Genomic DNA, 24057 nt, shown 5'->3' with positions numbered 1-24057 from the left:
AATGGGAAGATGAAATTATAGATTTCTTCCTCATTCTTTCAGACGGCCTTTGTTCTTACCTCAATTCGGCTCCGCCATTTCCAACGCCTGCTTGATGTCCACTGCAACGACGCGCGATACGCCTTTTTCCTGCATGGTTACGCCGACCAGCTGTTCCGCCATTTCCATGGTCAGGCGGTTGTGGGAGATGTAGAGGAACTGGGTTTGCGCCGACATTTCTTTGACCAGGTTGCAGAAACGCGAGGTGTTGGCGTCGTCCAGCGGGGCGTCGACTTCGTCCAGAAGGCAGAAGGGGGCAGGGTTGAGGCTGAACAGGGCGAACACGAGGCTCATGGCGGTGAGGGCTTTTTCGCCGCCGGAGAGGAGGTGGATGGTGCTGTTTTTCTTGCCGGGTGGGCGCGCCATGATGGACACGCCGGCGGTCAGGAGGTCGTCGCCTATCATTTTGAGGGTGGCTTCGCCACCGCCGAACAGGGTGGGGAAGAAGGTTTGGACTTTGCCGTTGACGGCGTCGAAGGTTTCTTTGAAACGCGCTTTGGTTTTGTCGTCGATTTGGGCGATGGCTTCTTCCAAAAGGGTAATGGCTGCCTGCACGTCTTCGCTCTGGCTGCGGTAGTAGCCGTCGCGTTCGCGCGCTTCTTCGAGTTCTTGCAGGGCGGCGAGGTTGACGGCGCCGAGGGCTTCGATTTGCTGGGTGAGGCTGCCGATGCTGCTGTTCAATACTTTCGGCGATTCTTTCGCCAACGCTTCAAGCGCGTCCAAATCGGCGGCGCGTTCGGTCAGGTTTTGATGGTAGCGTTTGGCGTTGATCAGAGCTTCCTGCTGCTGCAACAGGGCGGTTTGGGTCGCAGCCTGAAGCTGCGGCAGCTTGGTTTGCAGGGCTTGTACGCGGGCGTATTGCTCCCTGCCCTGTTCCTGAATCTGCGCGAGTTTGTCCTGCACGGCGATGTACTCTTCGTCCAGCGTGTGTACGGCTTCGGTTAGCTCGTCGAGCTTGATGTGCTGCTCGTCGTTTTGAAACTCGGTTTCATAGGCGAGGGCAAGCTCTTGCTGGCGTTCCTGCCAGTCGAGGGTTTGCTGTTCGAGTCGGGCAATTTGCTGCTGGTAGTTTGTTTTTGCTGGTTGAGCTTGTGGACGGCAACTTCGGCCAGCCCGTATTGGCGGTTGGCTTCCAACAGGGCAAGCTGCGCCTGTTTCAGACGGCCTTGCTGCTCTTGGCGGCTGTACGCGGTAGTTTGCTGTTGGTGCTCGAGTTCGGTGGCGGCTTCCTGCAAAGTAGCGATGTCGTCTGAAAGCCCGTCGGACGTGTGTTGCAACACGGTCTGTTCTTCCGCCAACTGCGCCAGTTCGCGCTCGATGTGTTCGCGGCGGATTTGCCCTTGGTTGGTGCGCGCCAAAAGTTCGGCGGCGTGTTGCTGCGCTTGGCTGTATTGGCGCATGTGCTGCTGTTGCTGCTGCATCAGGTTTTTGTGCTGCGTTTCAGACGAGCGCACGGCAACCTCCGTCTGTTTGAACGCGGCTTCGGCGGTGGAGAGTTCGGGGGCGAGGTTTTCCAGTTCGGACGCGATGCCGTCGAGACGGGCTTTTTGGGCAATCAGACTTTCCTGCGCGGGTTTGGCATAGAGCAGGACGCTGACTTTATCGACCTGATGGCCTTCGGGCGTGAGCCAGATTTGATGCGCGCCCAAATCGCTTTGATGCGCGAGGGCGTATGTCAAATCGGGCGCGCACAATACGCCGTCGAGCCAGTGGTGCAATGCCGTCTGAAACGGCGGCTGCGCTTGGATTTGGTTCAGTAATGCCTGTACGGGCAAGGATTTTTTGATGCCGCCCGAGAGGTCGTCTGAAAGCCATGCCGCCTGCCCTTGCGGCAATGGCGCGGGCGGAAAAAAGCCAGACGGCACGGCGCGGGCGTGCAGGCGTTCGGCAAGGATGACGGACAAGGCGTGCTGCCACTCGGCAGGCGCGGTAATGTGTTGCCACAGTTGCGGCGCGGCGGTGTGGTCGGTTGCCTGCCAGAAGTCGGCGGCTTCCTGCTGTTGCGACAGGATTTGCGACAACGCCTGCTGCTGCGCCTGCAAGGTAATGTGTTGCTGCTTCAGGCTTTGGAAGCGGTTTGAGGCCGTCTGAAACGCTTCGCGGGCGGCGTGTAGGGCTTCTTCGGCGGCAATGATTTGTTCTTCGTAATGCTCTTGCTGGCTTTGCAACAAGGCGGCGGCTTCCTGCGCAGCGGCGGTTTCCGCTTCGTCGGGCAGGTTCAGGGCTTGGTTTTCCTGTTTCAGACGACCTTTGCGCTCTTCGTGCTTGGCAACGGTTTGTTCGGCATGGGCAAGCTGCTGCTGTTTCAACGCCAGTTCGCGGCGGATGCGGTTTGCCTCGTCCTGCTGGGTTTGGAAGGCGGCGTTGAGCGTGGCTTGTGCTTCTTCCAATTCTGGCAGACGCTCTTCATGTTCGGCAACCTGCATCGCCCATTCCGCCAATTCGGTTTGCTTTTCTTCGACCTGCAACTCGTTTTCTTCCAGCTTGACACGGATTTGCTGCTGCTCTTGATGGATGCGTTGCAACTGCGCCTGCGCCGCCTGCTTGTCGCGTTCGATGCGTTGGTGCAGGTTTTGTTGATGGCGGATTTGTTCTTCCAAACGGGCAATCTGCTCGCGCAACACGCCACGTTTGTTGCTCAATTCATGTACCGCCTGCTGCTGCGACTGTTCGGCGGTCTGCAAGGCGTGTACTTCGTCATTTAACGCCTGAACCTGTGCGGCGGTTTCGTCCTGCTGCGCCTGCAAAGACTGATGCTGCGCGGTCGCCTTATCAGCGGCAACAAGCGATTGCTGCCATTGGGCGTAATCGAGCAAATCCTGTTGTTGGTTCAACTGCGCGGTCAGGGATTTGTAGCGTTCGGCAGTTTCGGCTTGTTTCTCCAGCTTTTCCACCTGACGCGCCAATTCGTTCTGCAAATCGCCCAAACGCTGCAAATGCTCGCGCGTGTCTTTCAGACGGCCTTCCGTCTCCTTGCGGCGTTCCTTATATTTGGACACACCCGCCGCCTCCTCGATATAAGCGCGCAACTCCTCCGGCCGCGCTTCGATGATGCGCGAAATCATCCCCTGCTCGATAACGGCATAACCGCGCGCGCCCACGCCCGTACCCAAGAACAAATCGGTAATGTCACGGCGGCGCACGGTCTGATTGTTGATGAAATAAGTCGATTCGCCCTGACGCGTCAGCTGCCGCTTGATGCTCACCTCGGCATACTGCCCCCACGCCCCCTGCAAACTGTGGTCGCTGTTGTCAAACACCAGCTCCACCGAAGCCCTCGGCGCAGGACGGCGCGTTGCCGCACCGTTAAAAATCACGTCCTGCATACTCTCGCCGCGAAGCTGCTTCGCCGAAGCCTCGCCCAACACCCAGCGCACCGCGTCAATCACATTCGACTTGCCGCAGCCGTTCGGCCCGATGACCGCAACAAGCTGCCCCGGCACATGAATCGTGGTCGGGTCGGTAAAAGATTTGAAGCCGGAGAGTTTGATGTGGGTAAGACGCATGGCAATGTTTCGAATCGGAAAAGAAGGCGTATTTTAACGGAAATACGCTTATCCGTTGAGAGAAAAGCATCCATAAAGTCCGACGGCTTTTTTATCTTCAAAAGGCCGTCTGAAAAGTTTGTTAAAAAGAAACAGGCCAGCTATCGAACTCACTAAAATATTTAAAATAAATTAATATAAAACAATTAACTAAAAACATCTGCCCAACCACCTGCCCTTTGATTAATTTTTGTACAGAAATGCAAACAAACTGTTTATTTTTTATGATTTATGGTTATTATCAGGCATTAAAGGTTTAAAATCAGATAAACGATCTATCCGACCTTTTCATCAAGCAAATAACGATACAGGGAATCTCATGTCAAACATCCAAACCAAACTTAAAACCATCGTTTTTACAGCCATCAGCGCAGCCATCTTGTCCGCATGCGGTGGTGGCGGAGGAGGCGGTTCATCTGCTTTAAGCACCGGCGCGACTCCTACCAATAATACCGGCAACTCTGCTGGCAACAATGGCAATTCTGCCAACAACAGCAATGCCAACACTCCGAAAGCGCCGTCTACTACGCTCGCCAACAGTGCCGACAACCTTGCCGAACTGACCGATGAAGCTCCAATCGATCCGGCCAACGTTAGCCAGCCTTTGCACACACATTTCATCTCCTCCAAAGGTGCACAGCAATCCAACCCCAACGTACAAATCCGCAGAGATGCCGCAGGCAAAATGTTCCAAACGGACAATCAAGACCGTAACCAAAATGGCCTGATCAGTTCTATTGACTTTAACAGCAATGATGAAGTCAAAATGGACGGCGTTGTGTTATTTAATAAGACCTCTAATGGCAACGCAACCCAACCTACATGGACAAGCTACGCTTCTGTTATTGCCAAAGTATATTCAAAAGGCAATACTCAAACTGATGTCAGCGAACAAACGGGCAAAGAGAAAAATACCGAATTCGCATACGGCAAATCAACTTTGGATGACAAAATTGCTGAAGATTATAAAAAATTAAAGGCTGAAGAAGAAAAGCTTGAAAAAGAAGAAAATCCAGAAGCAGGTCCAGTTAACAATAAAAAGTAACGGAGATCAAAACAAAGATTGAAGAATTAAAGACTTCACACGCTAAAAATCTTGAGAATCGAGCTAAACTAGCAGAAATTAATGAGAATGTTAGCAATAATCTAGCCTATTTCCGTCCAGACCAAGATGGCTTGGTATTCGACAAACAATTCGACGGTGTCTATGTCATCAATTTTGATGACGGCACCAAAATTGTGTTGCATGATCCTTCTGCGGCCGGCTGGACATATCAAACCTTCGCGCATTACGCCGACCCTAAAGGACATGTATATCAAGGCTATCAAAGCTTGGGCGATGAAACTGTCTTCACGACCCTGCCTGCTAAAGGTACAGCCACCTACAAAGGTATTTCCACTGCCTATGTGGTTACCGACAATAACAATCGTCAGTTGACTTCCAATGTCATGGCTATTGTTGATTTCGGCCTCAAAGGTGTCCGTTTTGAAACGTCAAACTCACACTTCCATACTTTGGAAAATGATAAGCGCGTATCCAAAGCAGATAAAAACTACGATTTCAAAGGTACGGCAAGCTGGAAAGACGGCAACCTCTTCTCCGGCAAAGTCAGCACGGCCGATGACAAGTTAAGCGGCAACCTGAACGGCAAATTCTACGGCCCCAATGCTGCAGAAATTGGCGGCACTTACGGCTTGAAAAACAAAGATGCGACCGAACACTTAATCGGTGGCTATGGCGCGAAACGTCAATAAACCTGCCTAAACAAAAGGCCGTCTGAAGTTTCAGACGGCCTTTTTATTTTCAACTTAGATTACACCGATACGGCTGCTTTGATATGCGGATGCGGATCGTAGCCTTCCAATTCAAAGTCTTCAAATTTAAATTCAAACAAATCTTTGACTTCAGGATTGATTTTCATGGTCGGCAGGCTTCGGAAATCGCGGCTTAATTGCAGTTGAGCCTGCTCGATATGGTTGCTGTACAAATGGGCATCGCCGAACGTATGGATAAACTCACCGGCTTCCAGTCCGCACACTTGCGCCATCATCATGGTCAACAATGCGTAGCTGGCGATGTTGAACGGTACGCCAAGGAAGATATCGGCGCTGCGTTGGTAAAGCTGGCAAGACAGCTTGCCGTTGGCAACGTAAAACTGAAACAGCGCGTGACAAGGCGGTAAAGCCATTTCGTCGACCAAAGCGGGATTCCATGCCGATACAATCAGACGGCGCGAGTCGGGATTTTTCTTGATTTGTTCCACCACATTGGCAATTTGGTCGATATGGCGGCCGTCGGGTGCGGGCCAGCTGCGCCATTGGTAGCCGTAAACCGGGCCCAAATCACCGTTTTCATCCGCCCATTCATCCCAAATGGAAACGTTGTTGTCTTTCAGGTATTTGATGTTGGTATCGCCTTTGAGAAACCAAAGCAGCTCATGAATAATCGAGCGCAGATGCAATTTTTTGGTAGTCAACAGCGGAAAGCCTTCACTCAAATCAAAACGCATTTGGTAACCAAACACGGAACGCGTGCCGGTGCCGGTACGGTCGGATTTGTCGATACCATTGTCGAGAATATGGCGCATAAGGTCGTGATAGGCTTTCATGTGTTTCCTTAATGTATGTGTTGTGGGAATTTCGTGTGTATTGTACCGAATTTTCAGACGGCCTGCCTCTCTGTCTTCAATGGGGCGACCTTCCCCATATTCGCGTAATACACTCATTAACAATGTTGACAATTTAGCGCTAATTTACACAAATTTTTGAGCTGAATTAAATTTTTACAAAAAAATTTTCAATATTTTCTAGTTTAATTACTCAGCATTTTATTTTTATAAAAATCTATTTTATAAAATATTTTTAAATATTTTTAATTAAATTTAAAATATAATTCCATTTTTACAAATTGGTAAAAAAATAATGTCAACAATCTAGGTAAAATTTTTCTTGGCAAGTAAAATTTTTACGGCTATATTTCAAAACATAAATATTGAAATATCTCACTCAATAGGAGTAGAAAAATGACCGACCTGAACACTCTATTTACCAATCTCAAACAACGCAATCCCAACCAAGAACCCTTCCATCAAGCCGTTGAAGAAGTGTTCATGAGTTTGGATCCGTTTTTGGCGAAAAACCTGAAATACACCCAACAAAGCATACTTGAGCGTATTGTTGAACCGGAGCGTGTGATTATGTTCCGCGTCACTTGGATGGACGACAAAGGCCAAGTTCAAGTCAACCGCGGCTACCGCATTCAAATGAGCTCCGCCATCGGCCCTTACAAAGGCGGTTTGCGTTTCCACCCTACCGTCGATTTGGGCGTGTTGAAATTCCTCGCTTTTGAACAAGTCTTCAAAAACGCGCTGACCACCCTGCCTATGGGCGGTGGCAAAGGCGGTTCCGACTTTGATCCTAAAGGCAAATCCGATGCCGAAGTAATGCGCTTCTGCCAAGCCTTTATGACCGAACTCTACCGCCACATCGGCGCCGACACCGACGTCCCTGCCGGCGACATCGGCGTAGGCGGCCGCGAAATCGGCTATCTGTTCGGCCAATATAAAAAAAATCCGCAACGAATTTGCTTCCGTCCTGACTGGCAAAGGCCTCGAATGGGGCGGCAGCCTGATTCGCCCTGAAGCCACCGGCTACGGCTGCGTGTATTTTGCCCAAGCCATGTTGGAAACCCGCAACGACAGCATCGAAGGCAAACGCGTATTGATTTCCGGCTCCGGCAACGTGGCGCAATACGCTGCCGAAAAAGCCATCCAACTGGGTGCAAAAGTATTGACCGTTTCCGACTCCAACGGTTTTGTCCTCTTCCCTGACAGCGGTATGACCGAAGCGCAACTGGCCGCTTTGATCGAGCTGAAAGAAGTACGCCGCGAACGCGTGGCCACTTACGCCAAAGAACAAGGCCTGCAATACTTTGAAAACCAAAAACCGTGGAACATCGCTGCCGAAATTGCCCTTCCTTGCGCCACCCAAAACGAATTGGACGCAGACGCCGCCAAAATCCTGCTGGCCAACGGTTGCTATGTGGTTGCCGAAGGTGCGAACATGCCGTCAACTTTGGGCGCAGTCGAACAATTCGTCAAAGCCGGCATCCTCTACGCTCCGGGTAAAGCCTCCAACGCCGGCGGCGTAGCGACTTCAGGTTTGGAAATGAGTCAAAACGCCATCCGCCTGTCTTGGACACGCGAAGAAGTGGACAGCCGCCTGTTTGACATCATGCACAACATCCACGAATCTTGCCTGAAATACGGCAAAATCGGCGACAAAGTGAACTACGTCAATGGTGCGAACATCGCCGGTTTCGTCAAAGTTGCCGACGCCATGTTGGCGCAAGGTTTCTAAACCACTATCCAGCCAAATCAAAGGCCGTCTGAAATATTTCAGACGGCCTTTTTCTTTTAAAGCAAACCTTATACGCCCAAATAGCCTTCCCTGCTGGAAAGCCATCTTGCCAAATGCGCTTCGACGATTTCGGGGTTTTGTTCAATCAGCATCGGGGCGATTTCGCGCGCTTGTTCTAAAAGGTGTAAGTCTTCTTCGAGGTTGGCGAAACGCAGCATGGGAACGCCGCTTTGACGCGCGCCGAGAAATTCGCCGGGGCCGCGGATGTTGAGGTCTTGGCGGGCGATTTCAAAGCCGTCGGTGTGTTCGTAGATGACTTTCAACCGCGCTTTGGCGAGTTCGCTCAAGGGCTCCGCAAACAGGAGGACGCACACGCTTTCTGCCGCGCCGCGCCCTACCCGACCGCGTAATTGGTGCAGCTGCGCCAAGCCCATGCGCTCGGCGTGTTCGATGACCATCAAGGCGGCATTGGGCACATCTACGCCGACTTCGATGACGGTGGTGGCAACCAAGACGTTCAGACGGCCTGCGGCAAATTCCGCCATGACTTCGGCTTTTTCGGCGGCTTTCATGCGCCCGTGTACCAAGCCGATGCTAAGTTCGGGTAAGGCCGTCTGAAGCTGCTCGAGGGTTTCGGTGGCGGTTTGCAGTTGCAAGGTTTCGCTCTCTTCAATCAACGGACAAACCCAGTATGCCTGCTGCCCTTTGCGACAAATATTAAGGACGAAACCTTCGACTTCGGCGCGGCGGACGTTGTTGACGAGGCGGGTTTTAATCGGCGTACGTCCGGGCGGCAATTCGTCGATGACGGACACGTCCAAGTCGGCAAAGAAACTCATGGCGAGCGTGCGTGGGATGGGCGTAGCGGACATCATCAGTTGGTGTACGTCGCGCCCTTTGTTTTTGAGGGCGAGGCGTTGGGCGACGCCGAAACGGTGTTGTTCATCCACAATCACCAAGCCCAGATTTTGAAACTCGACGTCGTCTGAAAACAGAGCGTGCGTACCAACGGCAATTTTGACAGAGCCGTCAGCCAGTTTGGCTTTGGCTTCGTCTTTGGCTTTTTTGCGCTGGCTGCCTGAGAGCCAGACGACTTCGAGTCCTAAAGGCTCAAGCCATTGTTTGAACTTGATGAAGTGCTGTTCGGCAAGGATTTCGGTCGGCGCCATTACAGCCACCTGCGCACCAGATTCGATAGCTGTCAAAGCAGACAAGGCGGCGACAATGGTTTTACCGCTGCCGACATCGCCTTGCAGCAGGCGGTGCATGGGGTGGGTTTGCGCCATATCGCGGCAGATTTCTGATACGACTTTTTCTTGTGCATCGGTCAGGGCAAAAGGCAAGGCATGGCGCAGGGCTTGAGTCAATGTACCGTCGCCGCCCAATGCCGTGGCCGAGCCGCTGACGCGCTTCTGACGCGCCAGCCGCATGGACAACTGTTGCGCCAAAAGTTCGTCAAATTTGAGCCGTTGCCATGCAGGCAGCGTGCCGTCTGAAAGTTGATGAATGGTGAAACTCGGCGGCGGAGAATGCAAAAGGCGCAGACTTTCGGCGAGGTGTGGCAGTTTCAGACGGCCTAATAAAGCATCAGGCAAGGTGTCGTGCAACGGCGTAACGTCCAAGGCCGTCTGAATAATACGGCGCAGAGTAGGTTGGTTTAAACCGTTTACGGTCGGATAAATCGGCGTGAGGCTTTCTGCCAAACCGCTGCTCTCGGCATCACGGATTTTAGGGTGAATCATCTCGTCGCCATGAAACCCGTGTTTGATTTCGCCCACAGCGCGGATGCGCTTACCGACCGCCATCTGTTTCTGGTTGCTGGTGTAAAAGTGGATGAAGCGCAGAAAAAGAACGCTGCCGGAACCGTCGGCAATTTGAACAATCAGCTGTTTGCGTGGCTTAAAAGTTACTTCCTGATGGATGACCTCGCCCTCAACCTGACACGGCACGCCGATCGGCGCATCCTTAATCGGCATGATGTGCGTCTCGTCCTCATAACGCAACGGCAGGTGCAACACCAAATCCCATGCGGTATTGAGGTTGAGCTTTTCAAGCTTCTTGGCGGAAACATCGGTAATTTTGAGCTGTTTTTGGGTTTCTGGCGTCATCTTAAAAGGAAGCTGATTTAAAGTTTGCTGTATTTTATCCGAAAACAAAAAGGCCGTCTGAACGCAATGTTTCAGACGGCCTTCAAAGCTGAATACTTGAAACAAATGAATATTTGAAAATACGCCGGCTATCGAATCAACTTCAGCCATTGTTAGAAAACAGCTTTCAAAAAAGAAGGATGTTCAATCCATACTTTTATCAGGAATTTGGCCAATAATGTTTACATACCCAATCATTATCCATTCTCCTAAAAATGCCAATCCAATTTCAATTTGACTGTCCGCGGTTCGCCATAGAAATTGTTTTGACCTCGCGTACGGTTGTAGTTGTTTTCAAAATACGTCCTGTCAGCCAGGTTAGTTCCTATCAGGCTGATTCTGCCGTGTTTGTGAAAGTCATATTGAACAAAACCATCTATAAGTCCGTAACCTCCTTGACGAATATTGTAAAGGCTACTTGTGCGACTTTGTGCGGATATGCCGCCACCCAAGGTCAATTTAGTTTGAGGCAAGCGGTAGCTTGTACCGAGGCGGAACATATGTACCGGCGTGAAGTTACTGAAGTTATACGGGTCGGCAGTCGTGTTTTTCTCCAACCGCTCAGCATTGACTTCTGCAGCATTTTTATACTTACTTTTGTTATATGTGTAGCCAACAAAAATACGCCAGTTTTCCGACAATTCGCCAGCCAATTCAAGTTCTGCACCACTGCTCTTAACCTTACCCACAGGTTTGGCGATGGTTTGGAATGAACCTCCGTTACGACTAGTATCGGGAACAAATCCGAAATCGACAACGGTACGGTTTTTCTGCTGTAAGACAAACAAGGCAAGCGAAGCATTCAGACGGCCTTGCAAGAACGACCCTTTCCAACCTATTTCATAGTTAGTCCCAATGAGTGGTGGAAGAACGGATTTACTGGTTACATCAACGTTATCCTGTTGTTTAAAAATCTTAGTATAGCTGGCATACAAGCTTTGTTGCGGTGTCAGGTCGTAGGTAATGCCGGCATATGGCGTAAACCTATGGCTTTGCATTTTTGAGGTGTAATGCTCTTTGTCGATTTTGTTACTGCTCTCAGTTTGGAATGCCGTAGCAGGCTGGCCGTAGCGTACAGGCATTTCTTTGGCTTGTGTGGTTTCATAACGCGTATAGTGCAGACCACCCAAGAGATGCAGACGGTTGGTTGCATTAAAGCGGGTGCTGAAAGTCAAAGAATGTGTTTTATTCGTGTTAAGGTATTTCGAATAATTGTATAACGCCGGAACATGATCATCTGCAACCTGAACAGTTTTCCACAGCGGCGTTTTCAGATATTGGTTTGCCCATTTCAAATTTCCCTCTTCATCCCGCTCCTGTATTTTGTTTCCATTTGCATCCAATTCGTAAACAGGATCTTGCACCATTACGCGCTCACCATTGTCGTTGACTGTCCAGACAGGCTTGCCCTCAGCATCCAAACGGGGAGTATATTTTGTAACATGCGCGCCACTGCATTCCGGCACATAGATTTTGTTATTACCTTTTTCGTTATAAATATGCCAATCTGGTTCGACAATGCCTTTTTCTAAAGGATTACGCTCCGGACCATCGGGATGAATGCCGCAACTGCCTGCACCTGCATAACCTTGAGGACGGACAAAATAACGGTTTTGATAGATTTCTGTATAAGCAGAACGAATTTTTTCATTGTTATACGCATAGCCGACAAAGAAATCATGTTCACGCCCAAGCAGGCGGTAGTTACCTGTCAGATCCAACTTAAAGCCCCATTGCACATCGTGTTTGGTATAGTGCAACGGCATGAAATTGTAACGGCGGTTGTATGTGTGGCGAAGATTGTATGCTGAGTCGTATAGACGGTTGGGAAACAAACCTTCTGCATTGTTAATAATGCCTTGCTTTGCAAGCTCCTTATCAACAAACTCTTTTTTATCTACTTCTACACCAGGATCCTGCCAGTCGTTGCACAGGAAATCCAAACCAATGTCCTGCATACATTGATCAAAACCTGCCCGACGTGCTGCCGCCCTTTGGGAGCGATATTGTTCAAAAGCAGATGCATCGAAGTGATGGGCAACGTAATCTGCTTTTTTCTCTTCATATGTTTTCGTGACGCCATCACGATATTCTTTTAATTTTGCCAACGCCTTGTCTTTAGGCTCAAAAGGGATAACCTCTCCCTTTTCAGTTAGGAAACCCGTTGCCGCAGATGCTGAAATACCTGCCGCGTGTTCGTTTTTCAGAAAAAATTGTCCGACTTTGGCATCTGAATCATTATGCGTATAAGAAATTTCGGCATTGAGTTGCCATCCATTGTCAAAGACATGTTTGAAACCGGAAAAAATATTGTATTTATCAGCATTCAGGCGTGACCATGAGGTTTCACCCAAATAAGTATTACGTGGCAATTTCAAAGGATTGTTACAGGCAGGACTGGAGCTGAAGGCCGCAGTTTTTTGATCCTCACAAGGTAAAATCACGCCGGCAAAATCGGGAATATCTTTATTTTTCTGATAAGTACCACCCAAAGTCAGCATACTGTTATCACTCAAATCCGTATCAATCACACCATAAACCATGTCTTTCTTGTTCCATACACCCTCTTTAAAAGAACGGTGATCCTCATGAACACCGACCAGCCTACCGCGTACCGTATGTTCATTATTCAAGCTTCCAGATACATCCAAAGCCAAACGCTTGCTGCCCCTATGGTCAGTGCTGATTTCACCTGTATGCTTAAACAGGGCTGTTGGCCGCTTACGGATTAAATTAATGGTTCCACCCGGTTCAGAATTGGACTGAGTAAGACCGGTTGCACCTCTGACAACCTCAATGTGATCATAAACAGCAAGGTCTGTACTGGGTGAGACATCAATTTTTGCCGTATAACCCGAACGTCCAGACACATTAGTGGTAATACCGTCTTCACCAATCTGATCAACATAGAAACCACGAGACAAAAAACGAGTTTGTAGGCCCGAATCCCGAACCACGTTGATTCCCGTAGTGTTTTTCATTGCATCTTCTAAAGAATATATTGCTTTATCATCTAGCTGCCGACGCGTCATTACGCTCACCGACTGCGGCGTATCCTTGCCTGAAATACGCAACCCAGTCGCCGTTGCCATCGTTCCGATTGTATAAGACTGACTGCGCTCGGTATTCCTTTGTGCCTGCCGTTTGCCACTGACCTTGACCGTATCCATATCTACATGTTCAACTTCTTGATGTCCTGTATCTGCAAAAACGGTTTGGCAAGGCAGTACTAATAACAAACAAATTGTTTTCATTTGAAAATCAGGTTTCACAACTATTTCCTTAATTAATAGAATCTACTTACCTACTTGATAAAAATTATAATTTATTAATTTTAAATGATATTTAATCTATAAAATTAAAATATAATAGTAATGATAGGCGGAATCATTATATACCTGATGCATTAATATATGAACTTTTTGTTATAGATTTTTTCTTATATCCTGATTTTTAGATAAAAAAAGGCCGTCTGAACACAATGTTTCAGACGGCCTTAATTTAGGTATAACGCGATTAAGCGTTAGCTCCCTGTTGTTCTTGGTAGATTGCTTCGAAGTTGATCGGAGCAAGCAGTACAGGTGGGAAGCCGGCGCGGGTTACGCTGTTGGAAATGGCTTCGCGTGCGTAAGGGAACAGGATGTTCGGACAAGCAACGCCCAACAGCAGTTGTACGTCTTCCTCAGGAATGTTTTCCAAACGGAAGATGCCGCTTTGGGTAACTTCGTTCAAGAACATGGTGCGCTCTTCGTTCAGTTTGGCAGTCACGGTCACGGTAACGTCAACGCTGTAGAAACCGTCTTCCAGTTTGGTGTTGCCGGTAGAAACGCGCATATCCACTTCAGGCGCGCCTTGTTCCAAGAAGATTTGTGGTGCGTGAGGCACTTCCAAAGACAAGTCTTTTACATACAGACGCTCAACGCTGAATACGGGTTGCAATTCTTCGCTCATTTTATTTTCCTAAGTTAAGGGTTAAGGATTCAGTAATTCGTCCAGCTTGCCTTCCTGCTGCAAGCGGTACAAATCGGTAAAGCCACCGACATGGGTGTCGCCGATAAAAATCTGCGGCACGCTGCGCTGGCCGGAAAGCTGCTGCATTTCGGCAAAAACTTCCGGATTGCCGTCGATGCGGATTTCGTTGATTTCTTTCACGCCCACCGCCTGCAACAGCCTTTTCGCCATGGTGCAGTACGGACAATACGGACCGGTATAAACAGTAACGGTTTGCATGATTTCTTCCAAAATACCAATGTTCATGACTATATGGGCATAGGTGCTATTTTACAAGTGTTCCCGCCGTACGGTTAGTAAAAAACATTCAGACGGCCTCTTGGCCATAAACATTTGTGCAGATGACGGAAAACCATAATTAAAGTATGATAAGCGCTTTCACAGAATGATTTTTGCCATTTGTTTTTTTGGAGAAGGACACATCGCAAAAGTTTTTCTATTCAAAATCAGGTACCCCCATGCTTTCAGGAATTCCCATCCCAAAGGACGCCGTGCGTCCGTCCGAAACCGTCCTCGTCAACATTACGCCGCAAGAAACGCGTGTGGCCGTTTTGGAAGAGAACAATATCTGCGAGCTGCACATCGAGCGCAACAGCGGTCATAGCTTGGTCGGCAATATTTATTTGGGCGTCGTCAAACGCGTCCTTCCCGGCATGCAAAGCGCGTTTATCGATATCGGTTTGGAACGCGCCGCGTTTCTGCACATCGTCGATGTCCTCGAACAACGCCGCAACCCGGACGAAACCCAACGCATCGAACACATGCTCTTTGAAGGTCAGTCCGTCTTGGTTCAGGTCATCAAAGACCCCATCAACACCAAAGGCGCGCGCCTGTCCACCCAAATCTCACTGGCCGGCCGTTTCCTCGTCCATCTTCCGCAAGAAGACCACATCGGCATTTCCCAACGCATCGAGGATGATGCCGAACGCAGCAGTTTGAGGGAGCGCCTCAACAACCTGCTGCCCGAAAATGCCTGCCACGGCTACATCATCCGTACCAACGCCGAAAACGCTTCCGATGACCAACTGCAATCAGACATCAACTATCTGACCAAAGTATGGGAACACATTCAAAAACAAGCGAAAATTCAGCCGCCCGAAACCCTGCTGTATCAAGATTTGCCTTTGAGCCTGCGCGTTTTGCGCGATATGTTCAGCCTCGATACGCACAAAATCCTGGTTGATTCCACCGAAAACCACCGCCGCATGACCCAGTTTGCCGAACAATACGTTCAAGGCGCATTAGGCAGAATCGAGCTGTTCAAAGGCGAACGCCCCCTATTTGAAACCCACAACATCGAGCAGGAAATCGCCCGCGCCCTGCAACCGCGCGTCAATCTCAACTTCGGCAGCTACCTCATCATCGAGTCCACCGAAGCCATGACCACCATCGATGTCAACACCGGCGGCTTTGTCGGCGCGCGCAATTTTGATGAAACCATCTTCCGCACCAACCTCGAAGCCTGCCACACCATCGCCCGCGAACTTCGCCTGCGCAATCTCGGCGGCATCATCATCATCGACTTCATCGATATGGCGCAGGAAGTCCACCGCGAAGCCGTCCTGCAAGAGCTTGCCAAAGCCCTCAGTTTCGACCGCACCCGCGTCACCCTCAACGGCTTTACCAGTCTGGGCCTTGTCGAACTGACCCGTAAACGCTCGCGTGAAAACTTAAGCCAAATCCTCTGCGAACCCTGCCCTTCCTGCCAAGGCCGGGGCCGTCTGAAAACGCCGCAAACCGTGTGCTACGAAATCCAACGCGAAATCGTCCGCGAAGCGCGCCGCTATGATGTCCAAGCCTTCCGCATTTTGGCCGCTCCGAATGTCATCGACTTGTTCCTAGACGAAGAATCGCAATCGCTGGCGATGTTGATAGACTTTATCGGCAAGCCGATTTCGCTGGCAGTCGAAACCGCCTACACGCAGGAACAATACGATATTGTGTTGCTATAAAGATAAAAGGCCGTCTGAAAACTTTTCAGACGGCCTTCTTGTTTGAGCAAATAAAGATTACGGTTTCACTACTTTACCGTTGATTTTGACGGAAGTCAGTTTCAGGTTGTAGGTTTTGCCGTCATCGGTATAGCTGATTTGCGCAGGGATATTGTCGATATCGGAAGCAAAAGAGTAAGTAACGGTATCGTCGCCGCGGCGGACGCGATATTTGCTTACAGGCGTTGTGCCGCCGTTCAGTTTATAGCTTTCGCTGCCGATTTTGTTCATGCTGCCGACGGTGTACAGTTTTTTACCGTTGGTAATTTTCAAACCTGACGGCAGGCGCACGTCATTGGCGGCCAGTTGCCATGCCAAAGTGAACAAGTCCATGGCAGGGCCGGATTTTTCGGTTTTCAAATCACCTGCTTTACCGTAAGTGATGTTGCCGCCGGAGAATTTGGCCTCGGCATACAATTTACCGCCGCGTACATCTTTGTAGTAAGACGGATGCAAGGTCGTGCCGTTGATGCTGCCGCCGGATTCAAAGCGGATATTGTAAAGCGGTACTTTGATGGTAGAGACGATTTTGTATTGGTTGCCGCTGCGGGTGAAGGTCATGGTCGCAGGAATACCGTAGCTGCCTGAGTATTGCAAAACGGCAGATTGCGGCAATTCAGCGGCTTGTGCGCCGATGGAGGCAGTGAGCAGGGAAAGTGTCAGCAGGGTTGTTTTAATCGGATTCATGATGTTTTCCTTGTGTGTATCGTGTTTTATTAAGCCAACAGGCTTTGACCGGCGGCATTGCGTTGTGCATTCAAAACGCGGTTGCCTTCGATTTTCAGACGGCCTGCAACGAAATCAGCAACGGCTTGTGGGAAAAGCTGGTGTTCAACCGTCAGCACGCGTGCGGCAACGTCGTCAGCGGTATCGCCGTCCAAAATAGGAACAATGCCTTGTGAAATAATCGGTCCACAATCCAGCTCGGGCGTCACGAAGTGGATGGTGCAGCCTGCCACTCGGCAACCTGCTTCCAATGCGCGTTCGTGGGTATGCAAACCGGTAAAAGAGGGCAGGATGGACGGATGGATATTGATCAGGCGGTTTTCATAATGTGCGCAGAATTCCGGAGTCAAAATGCGCATAAAGCCCGCCAATACAACCAAATCGGGCTGATAGGCATCGATTTTTTCCATCATGGCCTGATCAAATGCCAGACGCGAGTCGAAGTTTTTATGGTTCAAACTGTCAGTGGCAATACCGCGCTCTGCCGCCCATGCCAATCCGGCAGCGGTCTCGCTGTTGCTCAATACGGCTGCAATGTTGGCATCGGGAATGTCGGCATTCACAATCGCCTGCATATTACTACCGCGTCCGGAAATAAGGATGACGATATTTTTCATCATAATTCCTTGTTTGTTTGGAACAAAGGCCGTCTGAAACGGAATTTTTCAGACGGCCTTTTATCCGTTGTTTAAGGGCGTAAGCCTTGATTCGGATTATTGAACTTTTTGTACGTCAACTTGTACTGGTTGTTGTGCGGCAGCATCAGGCGCGCCGACTTTAACCAGTTTCACGTCGAATACCAAAGTAGCGTTCGGGCCGATTTTATCGCCGGCGCCAACTTCGCGGTAAGCCAGTTTGGCCGGGATGTAGAATGTTGCTTCGCCGCCTTCTTTCAAGAGTTGGATACCTTCAGTCCAACCTGGAATCACTTGGCTTACAGGGAAGCTTACTGGGCCACCGTTGGCTTTGCTGCTGTCAAATACGGTACCATCAATCAGACGGCCTTCATATTCAACGGTAACCATATCGTCTTTAGTCGGTTTTTTACCTTCGCCTTCTTTGGTAATTTTGTATTGCAGACCGGAAGCGCTAGTTTTCACGCCTTCTTTAGTCGCGTTTTCTTTCAAGAACGCTTCGCCTTTTTCCAAGTTTACTTTGGCATCTTCAGCACGTTTGGCAGTAGCTTTTTCTTGTTGCTCTTGCAGGAATTTCATCATCACTTCCTGAGCTTGGGCTTCAGTCATTTTGACTTCTTTGCCTTCAAACATGGCTTCCATGGCTTCGGTGAAGACTTTCAAATCGATTTCTGTGCCTTGGTCTTTCATTTGTTTCAATGAACGGCCGATGTCCACACCCATTGCGTAGCTGGCTTGTTGGGCAGTAGAACCGATGGCAGAAGCATCTGCAGTCGCATTTGAAGCTGCGGAAGCAGCAGGAGCGTCTTTAGCGGCAGTGTCTTTTTGGTTGCAAGCAGTCAGTGCTAACAAAGCAGACAAAGCCAATGCGCTGAATTTGAAAGTTTTGTTCATGATTATGTCTTTTCCGGAAAGGTCAAAAAGGGGATTATAGCTGAGTTTGATTGAAATGGAATCAAGGTGGATTAAAATTTGTAAAGGCTCTTATCAAAAACATCAAGGCCGTCTGAAAACAGGTTTCAGACGGCCTACTCTTAGCTATTGGTCAAACGATTAATACCAGCCGCGCAGTTTCATTGCCTTTTCAACACGACGGATACTCATCATGTAAGAAGCGGTACGCAGGTCGACATCGTATTCTTGAGCCAAGTTCCAAATATCGCGGAACGCACGGCGCAGAACCACGGTTTCTTTCTCTTGAACTTCGTCAAACTCCCAGTAGTAGCCTTGCAGGTTTTGTACCCATTCAAAATAGGATACCACCACGCCACCGCAGTTTGCCAAAATATCAGGAACAACCAATACGCCGTTTTGACGCAGGATAACGTCAGCTTCAGGAGTAGTCGGACCGTTTGCACCTTCAACCACGATTTTCGCGCGGACTTTACCGGCATTTTCAGAAGTCAGTTGGTTTTCCAGTGCGCAAGGAGCGAGGACGTCCACATCCAAAGCCAAAAGTTCGGCATTGCTGATTTCTTTACCGTAGCCGGCTTCGTTGGTGATGAAACCTTTGGTTTGGAATTCTTTGATGATTGCTTCCATATCCAAGCCGTTTTCGTTGTAAATGGCAACGTCAACGGTAGAAACAGCAACGATTTTCGCACCGGCTTTGTGTGCATAGTAACCGGTGTGGTAGCCCACATTACCGAAACCTTGAATAGCGTAAGTAGCACCCTTCACGTCTTTGCCCAGTTTTTCCAAAGCTTGGACAGCGGCGAAGTTTACGCCGTAACCGGTGGCTTCGGTACGCGCCAAGGAGCCACCAAACTCAACTGGTTTACCGGTGAATACGCCCGGTGCAGAATGTTTCACGACGTTTTCATAGGCATCAACCATCCAAGACATGATTTTGCCATTGGTGTTCACATCAGGTGCAGGAATATCAATTTTCTCACCGATCAGCGGAGAAATAGCTTCGGAATAAGCGCGGGCGATGCGTTCCAATTCCGCTTCGGAATAGTTACGCGGATCCAAAGTAATACCGCCTTTACCGCCGCCGTAAGGAATACCGGCCACGCAGCATTTGATGGTCATCCAGATAGACAGGGCTTTAACCTCGTCCATATTCACATGAGGATGGAAACGCACGCCGCCTTTGTAAGGGCCGACGGCATTATTGTGTTGTGAACGGTAGCCGGTGAAGTTTTCTACTGTGCCGTTGTCGAGTTTTACAGGAAAGTTGACTTCCAAAACACGTTGCGGCTTTTTCAAGATTTCAAATACTGCCGGGTCGGCATTCAGGCGATCGCAGGCAATTTTTACTTGTTTTTGTGCAATTTCAAACGGATTCAGTGTTTCTTTAACAGCAGATGCGGACATGTATTTTTCCTTTTCATACACATGATTAGACGAGAGCCATACTTGTTACTATATACAAAAACAGAAAAAAATGTAATAGCATGTAGTCGATAAAAAGCAAATCCATTCATTTATATATAAATTTAGTTTGAGGCCGTCTGAAAATATCGGCATGCCGACCAAAAAATTTTCAGACGGCCTAGTATAAATGCTCATCAAACCATTCAAAAAAACACACAAACCCTTTGTTTTTTAATGCCTACCAAACCGCCCTTTTTGTTGACAAAATCCCTTCCACATTACCAACAGACGGACAGACGTACACCAGCAAAAATTGTTAACAATTTAAACAAATATCCCTTTAAAGAATCAGCAAAACATCGGCAAATCAGGCAAACAATGTTAAAATAACCGCTTAAATAATATGACAGAAAGCTACTCAATGACCACTGCTGCTTTAGAACACGTTCAAGCCGTTGCCTTTGATTTAGACGGTACCTTATGTGATTCCGTTCCCGATTTGGCCGCAGCAGCCCAAGCCATGTGTGCGCACTTGGGTTTACCTGTTTTGCCCACCCAAATGGTTGAAAGTTATGTCGGCGACGGCATCAGCAAGTTGGTTCATCGCGTCATTACCAATGATCGTGAAAAAGAAGCCGATCCTGAAATCTGGGAAAAAGGTTTTGTGTTCTTTATGAAATATTATCGCGAGCACTTGAGTGACTTTACCCGCCCCTACCCTGAAACTGAAGCCGGTCTCGGCCTGCTGAAGTCCTTGGGTATTCCATTGGTTGTCATTACTAACAAAAATGAAATTCTGGCTGCTGAGTTGCTGAAACAGCTCAATCTCGACGACTATTTCAGCCTGGTTCTCGGCGGCGACAGCCTGACTGAGAAAAAACCCAGCCCATTGCCGCTTCAACATGCTGCCGAAGTTTTGGGCATCGACGTTGCCAATATGCTGATGGTGGGCGACTCCAAAAATGACATTATTGCCGCCAAAGCAGCCGGTTGTTTCAGCGTCGGCGTAACATTCGGCTACGGCGACATGACCTTGCTCTCGCAAGACAAAGCGACCAAACCTGATTTGTTGATTCGCGCCCTGCCTGAAATCTACGAAAATCTGCAACCGCAAAAAAACAAAGACGAAGAATAATTCGGCTTTATTTTCAGACGGCCTTTTCGGTTCTTTCACCTAATCAGGCCGTCTGAAATGTAATTCAATGTAGTTAAACTCCCTCCTCTTCCATATCCCCATGAAACCTCCCAAAACCTTACGCGCCCGCGCCTTGGATATTCTTTCTCGTCAGGAAGTCAGCCGTGTAGGCTTGAAACGCAAACTGGCTCCCCACGCTGAAAGCGAAGAAGAATTGGAAAAGGTTTTGGACGAATTTGCCGAACGGAATTGGCAATCCGACCAACGTTACGCAGAAGCCTATATTCACAGCAAGAACAACCGTTACGGCACGCTCCGCCTCAAGCAAGCCTTGGCACAACAAGGTATCGATGCAGACGACTGTCGGGAGTTCCTACCCGACAGGGAGGACGAGCTGCAAACCGCTATTTCCGTCTTGCGTAAAAAATTCAAGCAAGAAGCTCAAGATTTGAAAGAAAAACAAAAACAGGCGCGTTTCCTTGCCTATCGCGGCTTTGGTGCTGACACCATTCAGACGGCCTTAAAAACCGCGTGGAATGAAGACGAAGACTTCTATCAATAATCATTCCCACTTGAAACTTTGCTTCTATCGGCGTACCCTTACGCTTTTATTCAATAATTCAATCAGAGCTTCATCATGTCCGACAAACCGCACGATACACCTAATCCCCTACTCGAAGATGAACGCAAAAACCCTGTTTACCGCTTGGGTCAGGCAGTAGCCGGATTCATGTTGCTGGTTTGGGCCGGCGTTTTGGCCTTAGTTTTCTTCTTGGTTTTCCGTTTTTGGTTGAATTAAACCCAATCCAATTACAAAAAAGCCATAAACCCTCTTAAAAAAGCCAACAGCTTTTATTTGTAAACTCAAAAAGGCCGTCTGAAAATACTTTCAGACGGCCTTTGCTTATAACGAGATTATCCTCGAATCACTTTACGGATATTCGGATTGGCATGCATTGCATGAATAATCTGATTAACCTGATCCAAGTCTTTGACTTTAATTGTGAATTTAAATTCTACAAAACCTTCCGTTCCTGCTTGCGCTTTGGTTGGCGTATCGACAGATTCGATGTCCGCACCGGAATTGGAAATCGCTTGCGCCATTGAGGCCAACAAACCATGCGCATCTTCGGATTTGACATTGAGTATGGTGCGGTACGTTTGATTGCGTAAACTGTCCCAACCCGCATCCAGTTGCTCTTCCGGATCGGCTTTGACCAGAGTTTGGCAGGTATCACGGTGGATAATCATACCCTTGTCTTTGACCAATAAGGCGCGGATCGCATCGCCTGGAATCGGATGGCAACATTCGGCAAAATGAATCCGGCCGGTTTCTTGATCGTTGACTTTGATCGGGCTGAGTTTGACCGCGCTGCCAAAATGTTGGCCTGCCAACTCGGCAATGTGCATGGCAACGTGTACTGGCAAAGTATGCCCCATACCGACATTGTAGAGAACCTCTTCAAACGAGGTTTGTTTGGTATTCAAATCGGCAAGGTATTTTTCTTTGAGGTCGTCTGAAAGCAGGATATCTTTAGGCAACAGGCTGGATAAAGCTTTTTGCAGCAGGTTCTCACCCAAAACAACGGCATCGTGACGATTCAGATTTTTAATGTATTGGCGGATGGCGCTGCGCGCACGGCTGGAAACAGTAAAGTTCAGCCATGCTACATTAGGCTTGGCATGCTCGGAAGTAATGATTTCTACCGTATCACCGGTTTTCAGCTTGGTGCGCAACGGCATCATGACGTTATTGATACGCGCGGCAACGGTTTTATGGCCGATGTTGGTGTGAACGGCATAGGCAAAGTCAATCGGCGTCGCACCTTTAGGCAAGGTAAGGATATCGCCTTTCGGGGTAACGATATAGACTTCGTTGGGGAACAAATCGACTTTGACATGCTCCAGAAACTCGATGGCATTTGAGCTGCTGGCCTGCAGGTCAAGAATATTTTTCATCCATCGGTTCATATGGAGAACGGCTTGGTCCGGAGTGTTTTCACCGGATTTGTAAATCCAATGGCCGGCAATACCGCCCTCAGCCACAGCGTCCATCTCACGCGTACGGATTTGCACTTCGATCGGCAAACCGTAAGGGCCGACCAAGGTCGTGTGCAGGCTTTGATAACCGTTGCTTTTCGGAATGGCGATATAGTCTTTAAAACGGCCGGGCTTGGGGTGGTATAAATTATGCAATGCACCCAACGCGGCATAACAGGCAGGAATATTGTTTACAATGACCCGAAAGCCGTAGATATCCATTACTTCGGCAAAACGCAGCTTTTTAGCCAGCATTTTTTGATGGATGCTGTATAAGTTTTTCTCGCGGCCTTTGATTTTGGCTTCAATATTGACACCCACCAAACGCTGACTGAATGCACGCAGCACTTTGCCGACAACATCGCGACGGTTTTTGCGGCTGTTGTCCATGGCTTTTTTCAGGGTTTCGTAGCGTCTTGGGTGGAGATTTTGGAACGATAGGTCTTGAAGCTCTTGATAAGCATTGTTCAGGCCAATGCGGTTGGCGATTTGAGCATAGATTTCGAGGGTTTCTTTGGCGATGCGACGGCGTTTTTCCGGACGCATAGAGCCAAGGGTGCGCATATTGTGCAATCGGTCGGCAAGTTTGACGACGATGACGCGCACGTCTTTAGTCATGGCGAGGATAAGCTTGCGGAAACTTTCCGCCTGATGCTCGGCATGATCTTCGAATTTGAGCTTTTCCAGTTTGGAGAGGCCGTCTACCATTTCGGCAATGGTATCGCCGAATTCTGCCGCCATTTCGACTTTGGTTACGCCCGTATCTTCCAATACATCGTGCATAACGCCTGCACAGAGGCCTTGAACATCCATGTGCCAAATCGCAAGCTGCGTGGCAACGGCAAGGGGATGGGTGATGTAAGGTTCGCCGCTTTTACGGGTTTGTCCGTCATGGGCGTGGAAAGCGTAGGCAACGGCTCTTTCAAGCTCGGCCTGCTCATTGGTATTGAGATAGGATGCGGTGCGAAACAGAAGCTCGCGCGCTTCTGCTGTTAACGGATCATAGGGGGCGGTAGGCAGTGGGGCTGGCATTTTCAGACGGCCTTTTATGGCTATTTTTTTAAGCCGTCAGACTGTATCGGTTGTTATATCGCACCGATACAGTCCGCG

The 24057-nt window shown here is 49.0% G+C and carries 14 protein-coding genes and 3 pseudogenes; 6 read left to right on the top strand and 11 right to left on the bottom strand.

Annotation, left to right across the window (positions count from 1 at the left end; all coding sequences use genetic code 11):
• Positions 1–60: 60 nt before the first annotated feature.
• A pseudogene (smc, locus tag TW89_RS05875) lies at positions 61–3545 on the bottom strand (chromosome segregation protein SMC).
• Between the two features lie 358 nt (positions 3546–3903).
• On the opposite strand from smc, the pseudogene TW89_RS12275 reads away from it, so the two are divergent.
• A pseudogene (locus tag TW89_RS12275) lies at positions 3904–5339 on the top strand (transferrin-binding protein-like solute binding protein).
• 59 nt (positions 5340–5398) lie between these two features.
• Here TW89_RS12275 and TW89_RS05865 read toward each other — a convergent pair.
• On the bottom strand, positions 5399–6193 hold the full coding sequence (locus TW89_RS05865) for a thymidylate synthase (RefSeq protein ID WP_128580835.1): 795 nt from the start codon (positions 6191–6193) through the stop codon (positions 5399–5401).
• A 414-nt stretch (positions 6194–6607) separates the two neighbouring features.
• On the opposite strand from TW89_RS05865, the pseudogene gdhA reads away from it, so the two are divergent.
• Positions 6608–7943, top strand: a pseudogene (gdhA, locus tag TW89_RS12030) (NADP-specific glutamate dehydrogenase).
• A gap of 68 nt (positions 7944–8011) precedes the next feature.
• Here the strand turns inward: gdhA and recG are convergent.
• The 4 genes from recG to grxC all read right to left on the bottom strand — a co-directional run bounded on the left by recG (position 8012) and on the right by grxC (position 14320).
• Complete coding sequence (gene recG, locus TW89_RS05855; RefSeq protein WP_128580834.1) at positions 8012–10051, bottom strand: ATP-dependent DNA helicase RecG; 2040 nt, start codon at positions 10049–10051, stop codon at positions 8012–8014.
• Positions 10052–10299: 248 nt separating this feature from the next.
• Entirely contained in the window at positions 10300–13344 is a 3045-nt protein-coding gene (locus TW89_RS05850) for a TonB-dependent siderophore receptor (RefSeq protein ID WP_128580915.1), read from the bottom strand.
• A 262-nt stretch (positions 13345–13606) separates the two neighbouring features.
• On the bottom strand, positions 13607–14041 hold the full coding sequence (gene secB, locus TW89_RS05845; RefSeq protein WP_070461399.1) for a protein-export chaperone SecB: 435 nt from the start codon (positions 14039–14041) through the stop codon (positions 13607–13609).
• Between the two features lie 21 nt (positions 14042–14062).
• Positions 14063–14320 (bottom strand): glutaredoxin 3, encoded by a 258-nt coding sequence (grxC, locus tag TW89_RS05840; protein WP_003684090.1) that lies wholly within the window; start codon positions 14318–14320, stop codon positions 14063–14065.
• A 239-nt stretch (positions 14321–14559) separates the two neighbouring features.
• Here grxC and TW89_RS05835 point away from each other — a divergent pair, with 239 nt between their 5' ends.
• Entirely contained in the window at positions 14560–16053 is a 1494-nt protein-coding gene (locus tag TW89_RS05835; RefSeq protein ID WP_107858142.1) for an Rne/Rng family ribonuclease, read from the top strand.
• Positions 16054–16110: 57 nt separating this feature from the next.
• Here TW89_RS05835 and TW89_RS05830 read toward each other — a convergent pair whose 3' ends face one another.
• The 4 genes from TW89_RS05830 to TW89_RS05815 form a co-directional block, all read right to left on the bottom strand.
• Entirely contained in the window at positions 16111–16779 is a 669-nt protein-coding gene (locus TW89_RS05830; protein WP_003682278.1) for a membrane protein, read from the bottom strand.
• Positions 16780–16808: 29 nt separating this feature from the next.
• Entirely contained in the window at positions 16809–17435 is a 627-nt protein-coding gene (gene purN / locus TW89_RS05825) for a phosphoribosylglycinamide formyltransferase (protein ID WP_049344053.1), read from the bottom strand.
• A 96-nt stretch (positions 17436–17531) separates the two neighbouring features.
• A complete protein-coding gene (locus TW89_RS05820) occupies positions 17532–18347 on the bottom strand; it encodes an FKBP-type peptidyl-prolyl cis-trans isomerase (RefSeq protein ID WP_070607922.1) in 816 nt (271 codons plus the stop codon).
• Positions 18348–18506: 159 nt separating this feature from the next.
• A complete protein-coding gene (locus TW89_RS05815; protein ID WP_049344050.1) occupies positions 18507–19772 on the bottom strand; it encodes a Glu/Leu/Phe/Val family dehydrogenase in 1266 nt (421 codons plus the stop codon).
• A gap of 421 nt (positions 19773–20193) precedes the next feature.
• Here TW89_RS05815 and TW89_RS05810 point away from each other — a divergent pair, with 421 nt between their 5' ends.
• From TW89_RS05810 to TW89_RS11715, 3 genes are all read left to right on the top strand, one after another.
• Positions 20194–20907, top strand: coding sequence for a phosphoglycolate phosphatase (locus TW89_RS05810; protein WP_128580833.1), 714 nt, complete (start codon positions 20194–20196; stop codon positions 20905–20907).
• A 100-nt stretch (positions 20908–21007) separates the two neighbouring features.
• Positions 21008–21469, top strand: coding sequence for a recombination regulator RecX (gene recX / locus TW89_RS05805; RefSeq protein WP_128580832.1), 462 nt, complete (start codon positions 21008–21010; stop codon positions 21467–21469).
• A 75-nt stretch (positions 21470–21544) separates the two neighbouring features.
• Entirely contained in the window at positions 21545–21706 is a 162-nt protein-coding gene (locus TW89_RS11715; RefSeq protein ID WP_049344044.1) for a hypothetical protein, read from the top strand.
• 116 nt (positions 21707–21822) lie between these two features.
• On the opposite strand, the gene TW89_RS05800 is transcribed toward TW89_RS11715, so the two are convergent.
• Entirely contained in the window at positions 21823–23979 is a 2157-nt protein-coding gene (locus tag TW89_RS05800; RefSeq protein WP_070591026.1) for a RelA/SpoT family protein, read from the bottom strand.
• Between the last annotated feature and the right edge of the window lie 78 nt (positions 23980–24057).

This window comes from Neisseria flavescens (assembly GCF_001618065.1).
GTDB classification, from domain to species: Bacteria; Pseudomonadota; Gammaproteobacteria; order Burkholderiales; family Neisseriaceae; genus Neisseria; species Neisseria flavescens_A.
This window is presented reverse-complemented; position numbering and strand designations above follow the sequence as displayed.

Bases quoted from the DNA above. Each gene is read 5' to 3' on its own strand.
- TW89_RS05865 (WP_128580835.1), bottom strand. From the start codon at position 6,193: ATGAAAGCCTATCACGACCTTATGCGCCATATTCTCGACAATGGTATC.
- recG (WP_128580834.1), bottom strand. From the start codon at position 10,051: ATGACGCCAGAAACCCAAAAACAGCTCAAAATTACCGATGTTTCCGCC.
- TW89_RS05850 (WP_128580915.1), bottom strand. From the start codon at position 13,344: ATGAAAACAATTTGTTTGTTATTAGTACTGCCTTGCCAAACCGTTTTT.
- secB (WP_070461399.1), bottom strand. From the start codon at position 14,041: ATGAGCGAAGAATTGCAACCCGTATTCAGCGTTGAGCGTCTGTATGTA.
- grxC (WP_003684090.1), bottom strand. From the start codon at position 14,320: ATGCAAACCGTTACTGTTTATACCGGTCCGTATTGTCCGTACTGCACC.
- TW89_RS05835 (WP_107858142.1), top strand. From the start codon at position 14,560: ATGCTTTCAGGAATTCCCATCCCAAAGGACGCCGTGCGTCCGTCCGAA.
- TW89_RS05830 (WP_003682278.1), bottom strand. From the start codon at position 16,779: ATGAATCCGATTAAAACAACCCTGCTGACACTTTCCCTGCTCACTGCC.
- purN (WP_049344053.1), bottom strand. From the start codon at position 17,435: ATGAAAAATATCGTCATCCTTATTTCCGGACGCGGTAGTAATATGCAG.
- TW89_RS05820 (WP_070607922.1), bottom strand. From the start codon at position 18,347: ATGAACAAAACTTTCAAATTCAGCGCATTGGCTTTGTCTGCTTTGTTA.
- TW89_RS05815 (WP_049344050.1), bottom strand. From the start codon at position 19,772: ATGTCCGCATCTGCTGTTAAAGAAACACTGAATCCGTTTGAAATTGCA.
- TW89_RS05810 (WP_128580833.1), top strand. From the start codon at position 20,194: ATGACCACTGCTGCTTTAGAACACGTTCAAGCCGTTGCCTTTGATTTA.
- recX (WP_128580832.1), top strand. From the start codon at position 21,008: ATGAAACCTCCCAAAACCTTACGCGCCCGCGCCTTGGATATTCTTTCT.
- TW89_RS11715 (WP_049344044.1), top strand. From the start codon at position 21,545: ATGTCCGACAAACCGCACGATACACCTAATCCCCTACTCGAAGATGAA.
- TW89_RS05800 (WP_070591026.1), bottom strand. From the start codon at position 23,979: ATGCCAGCCCCACTGCCTACCGCCCCCTATGATCCGTTAACAGCAGAA.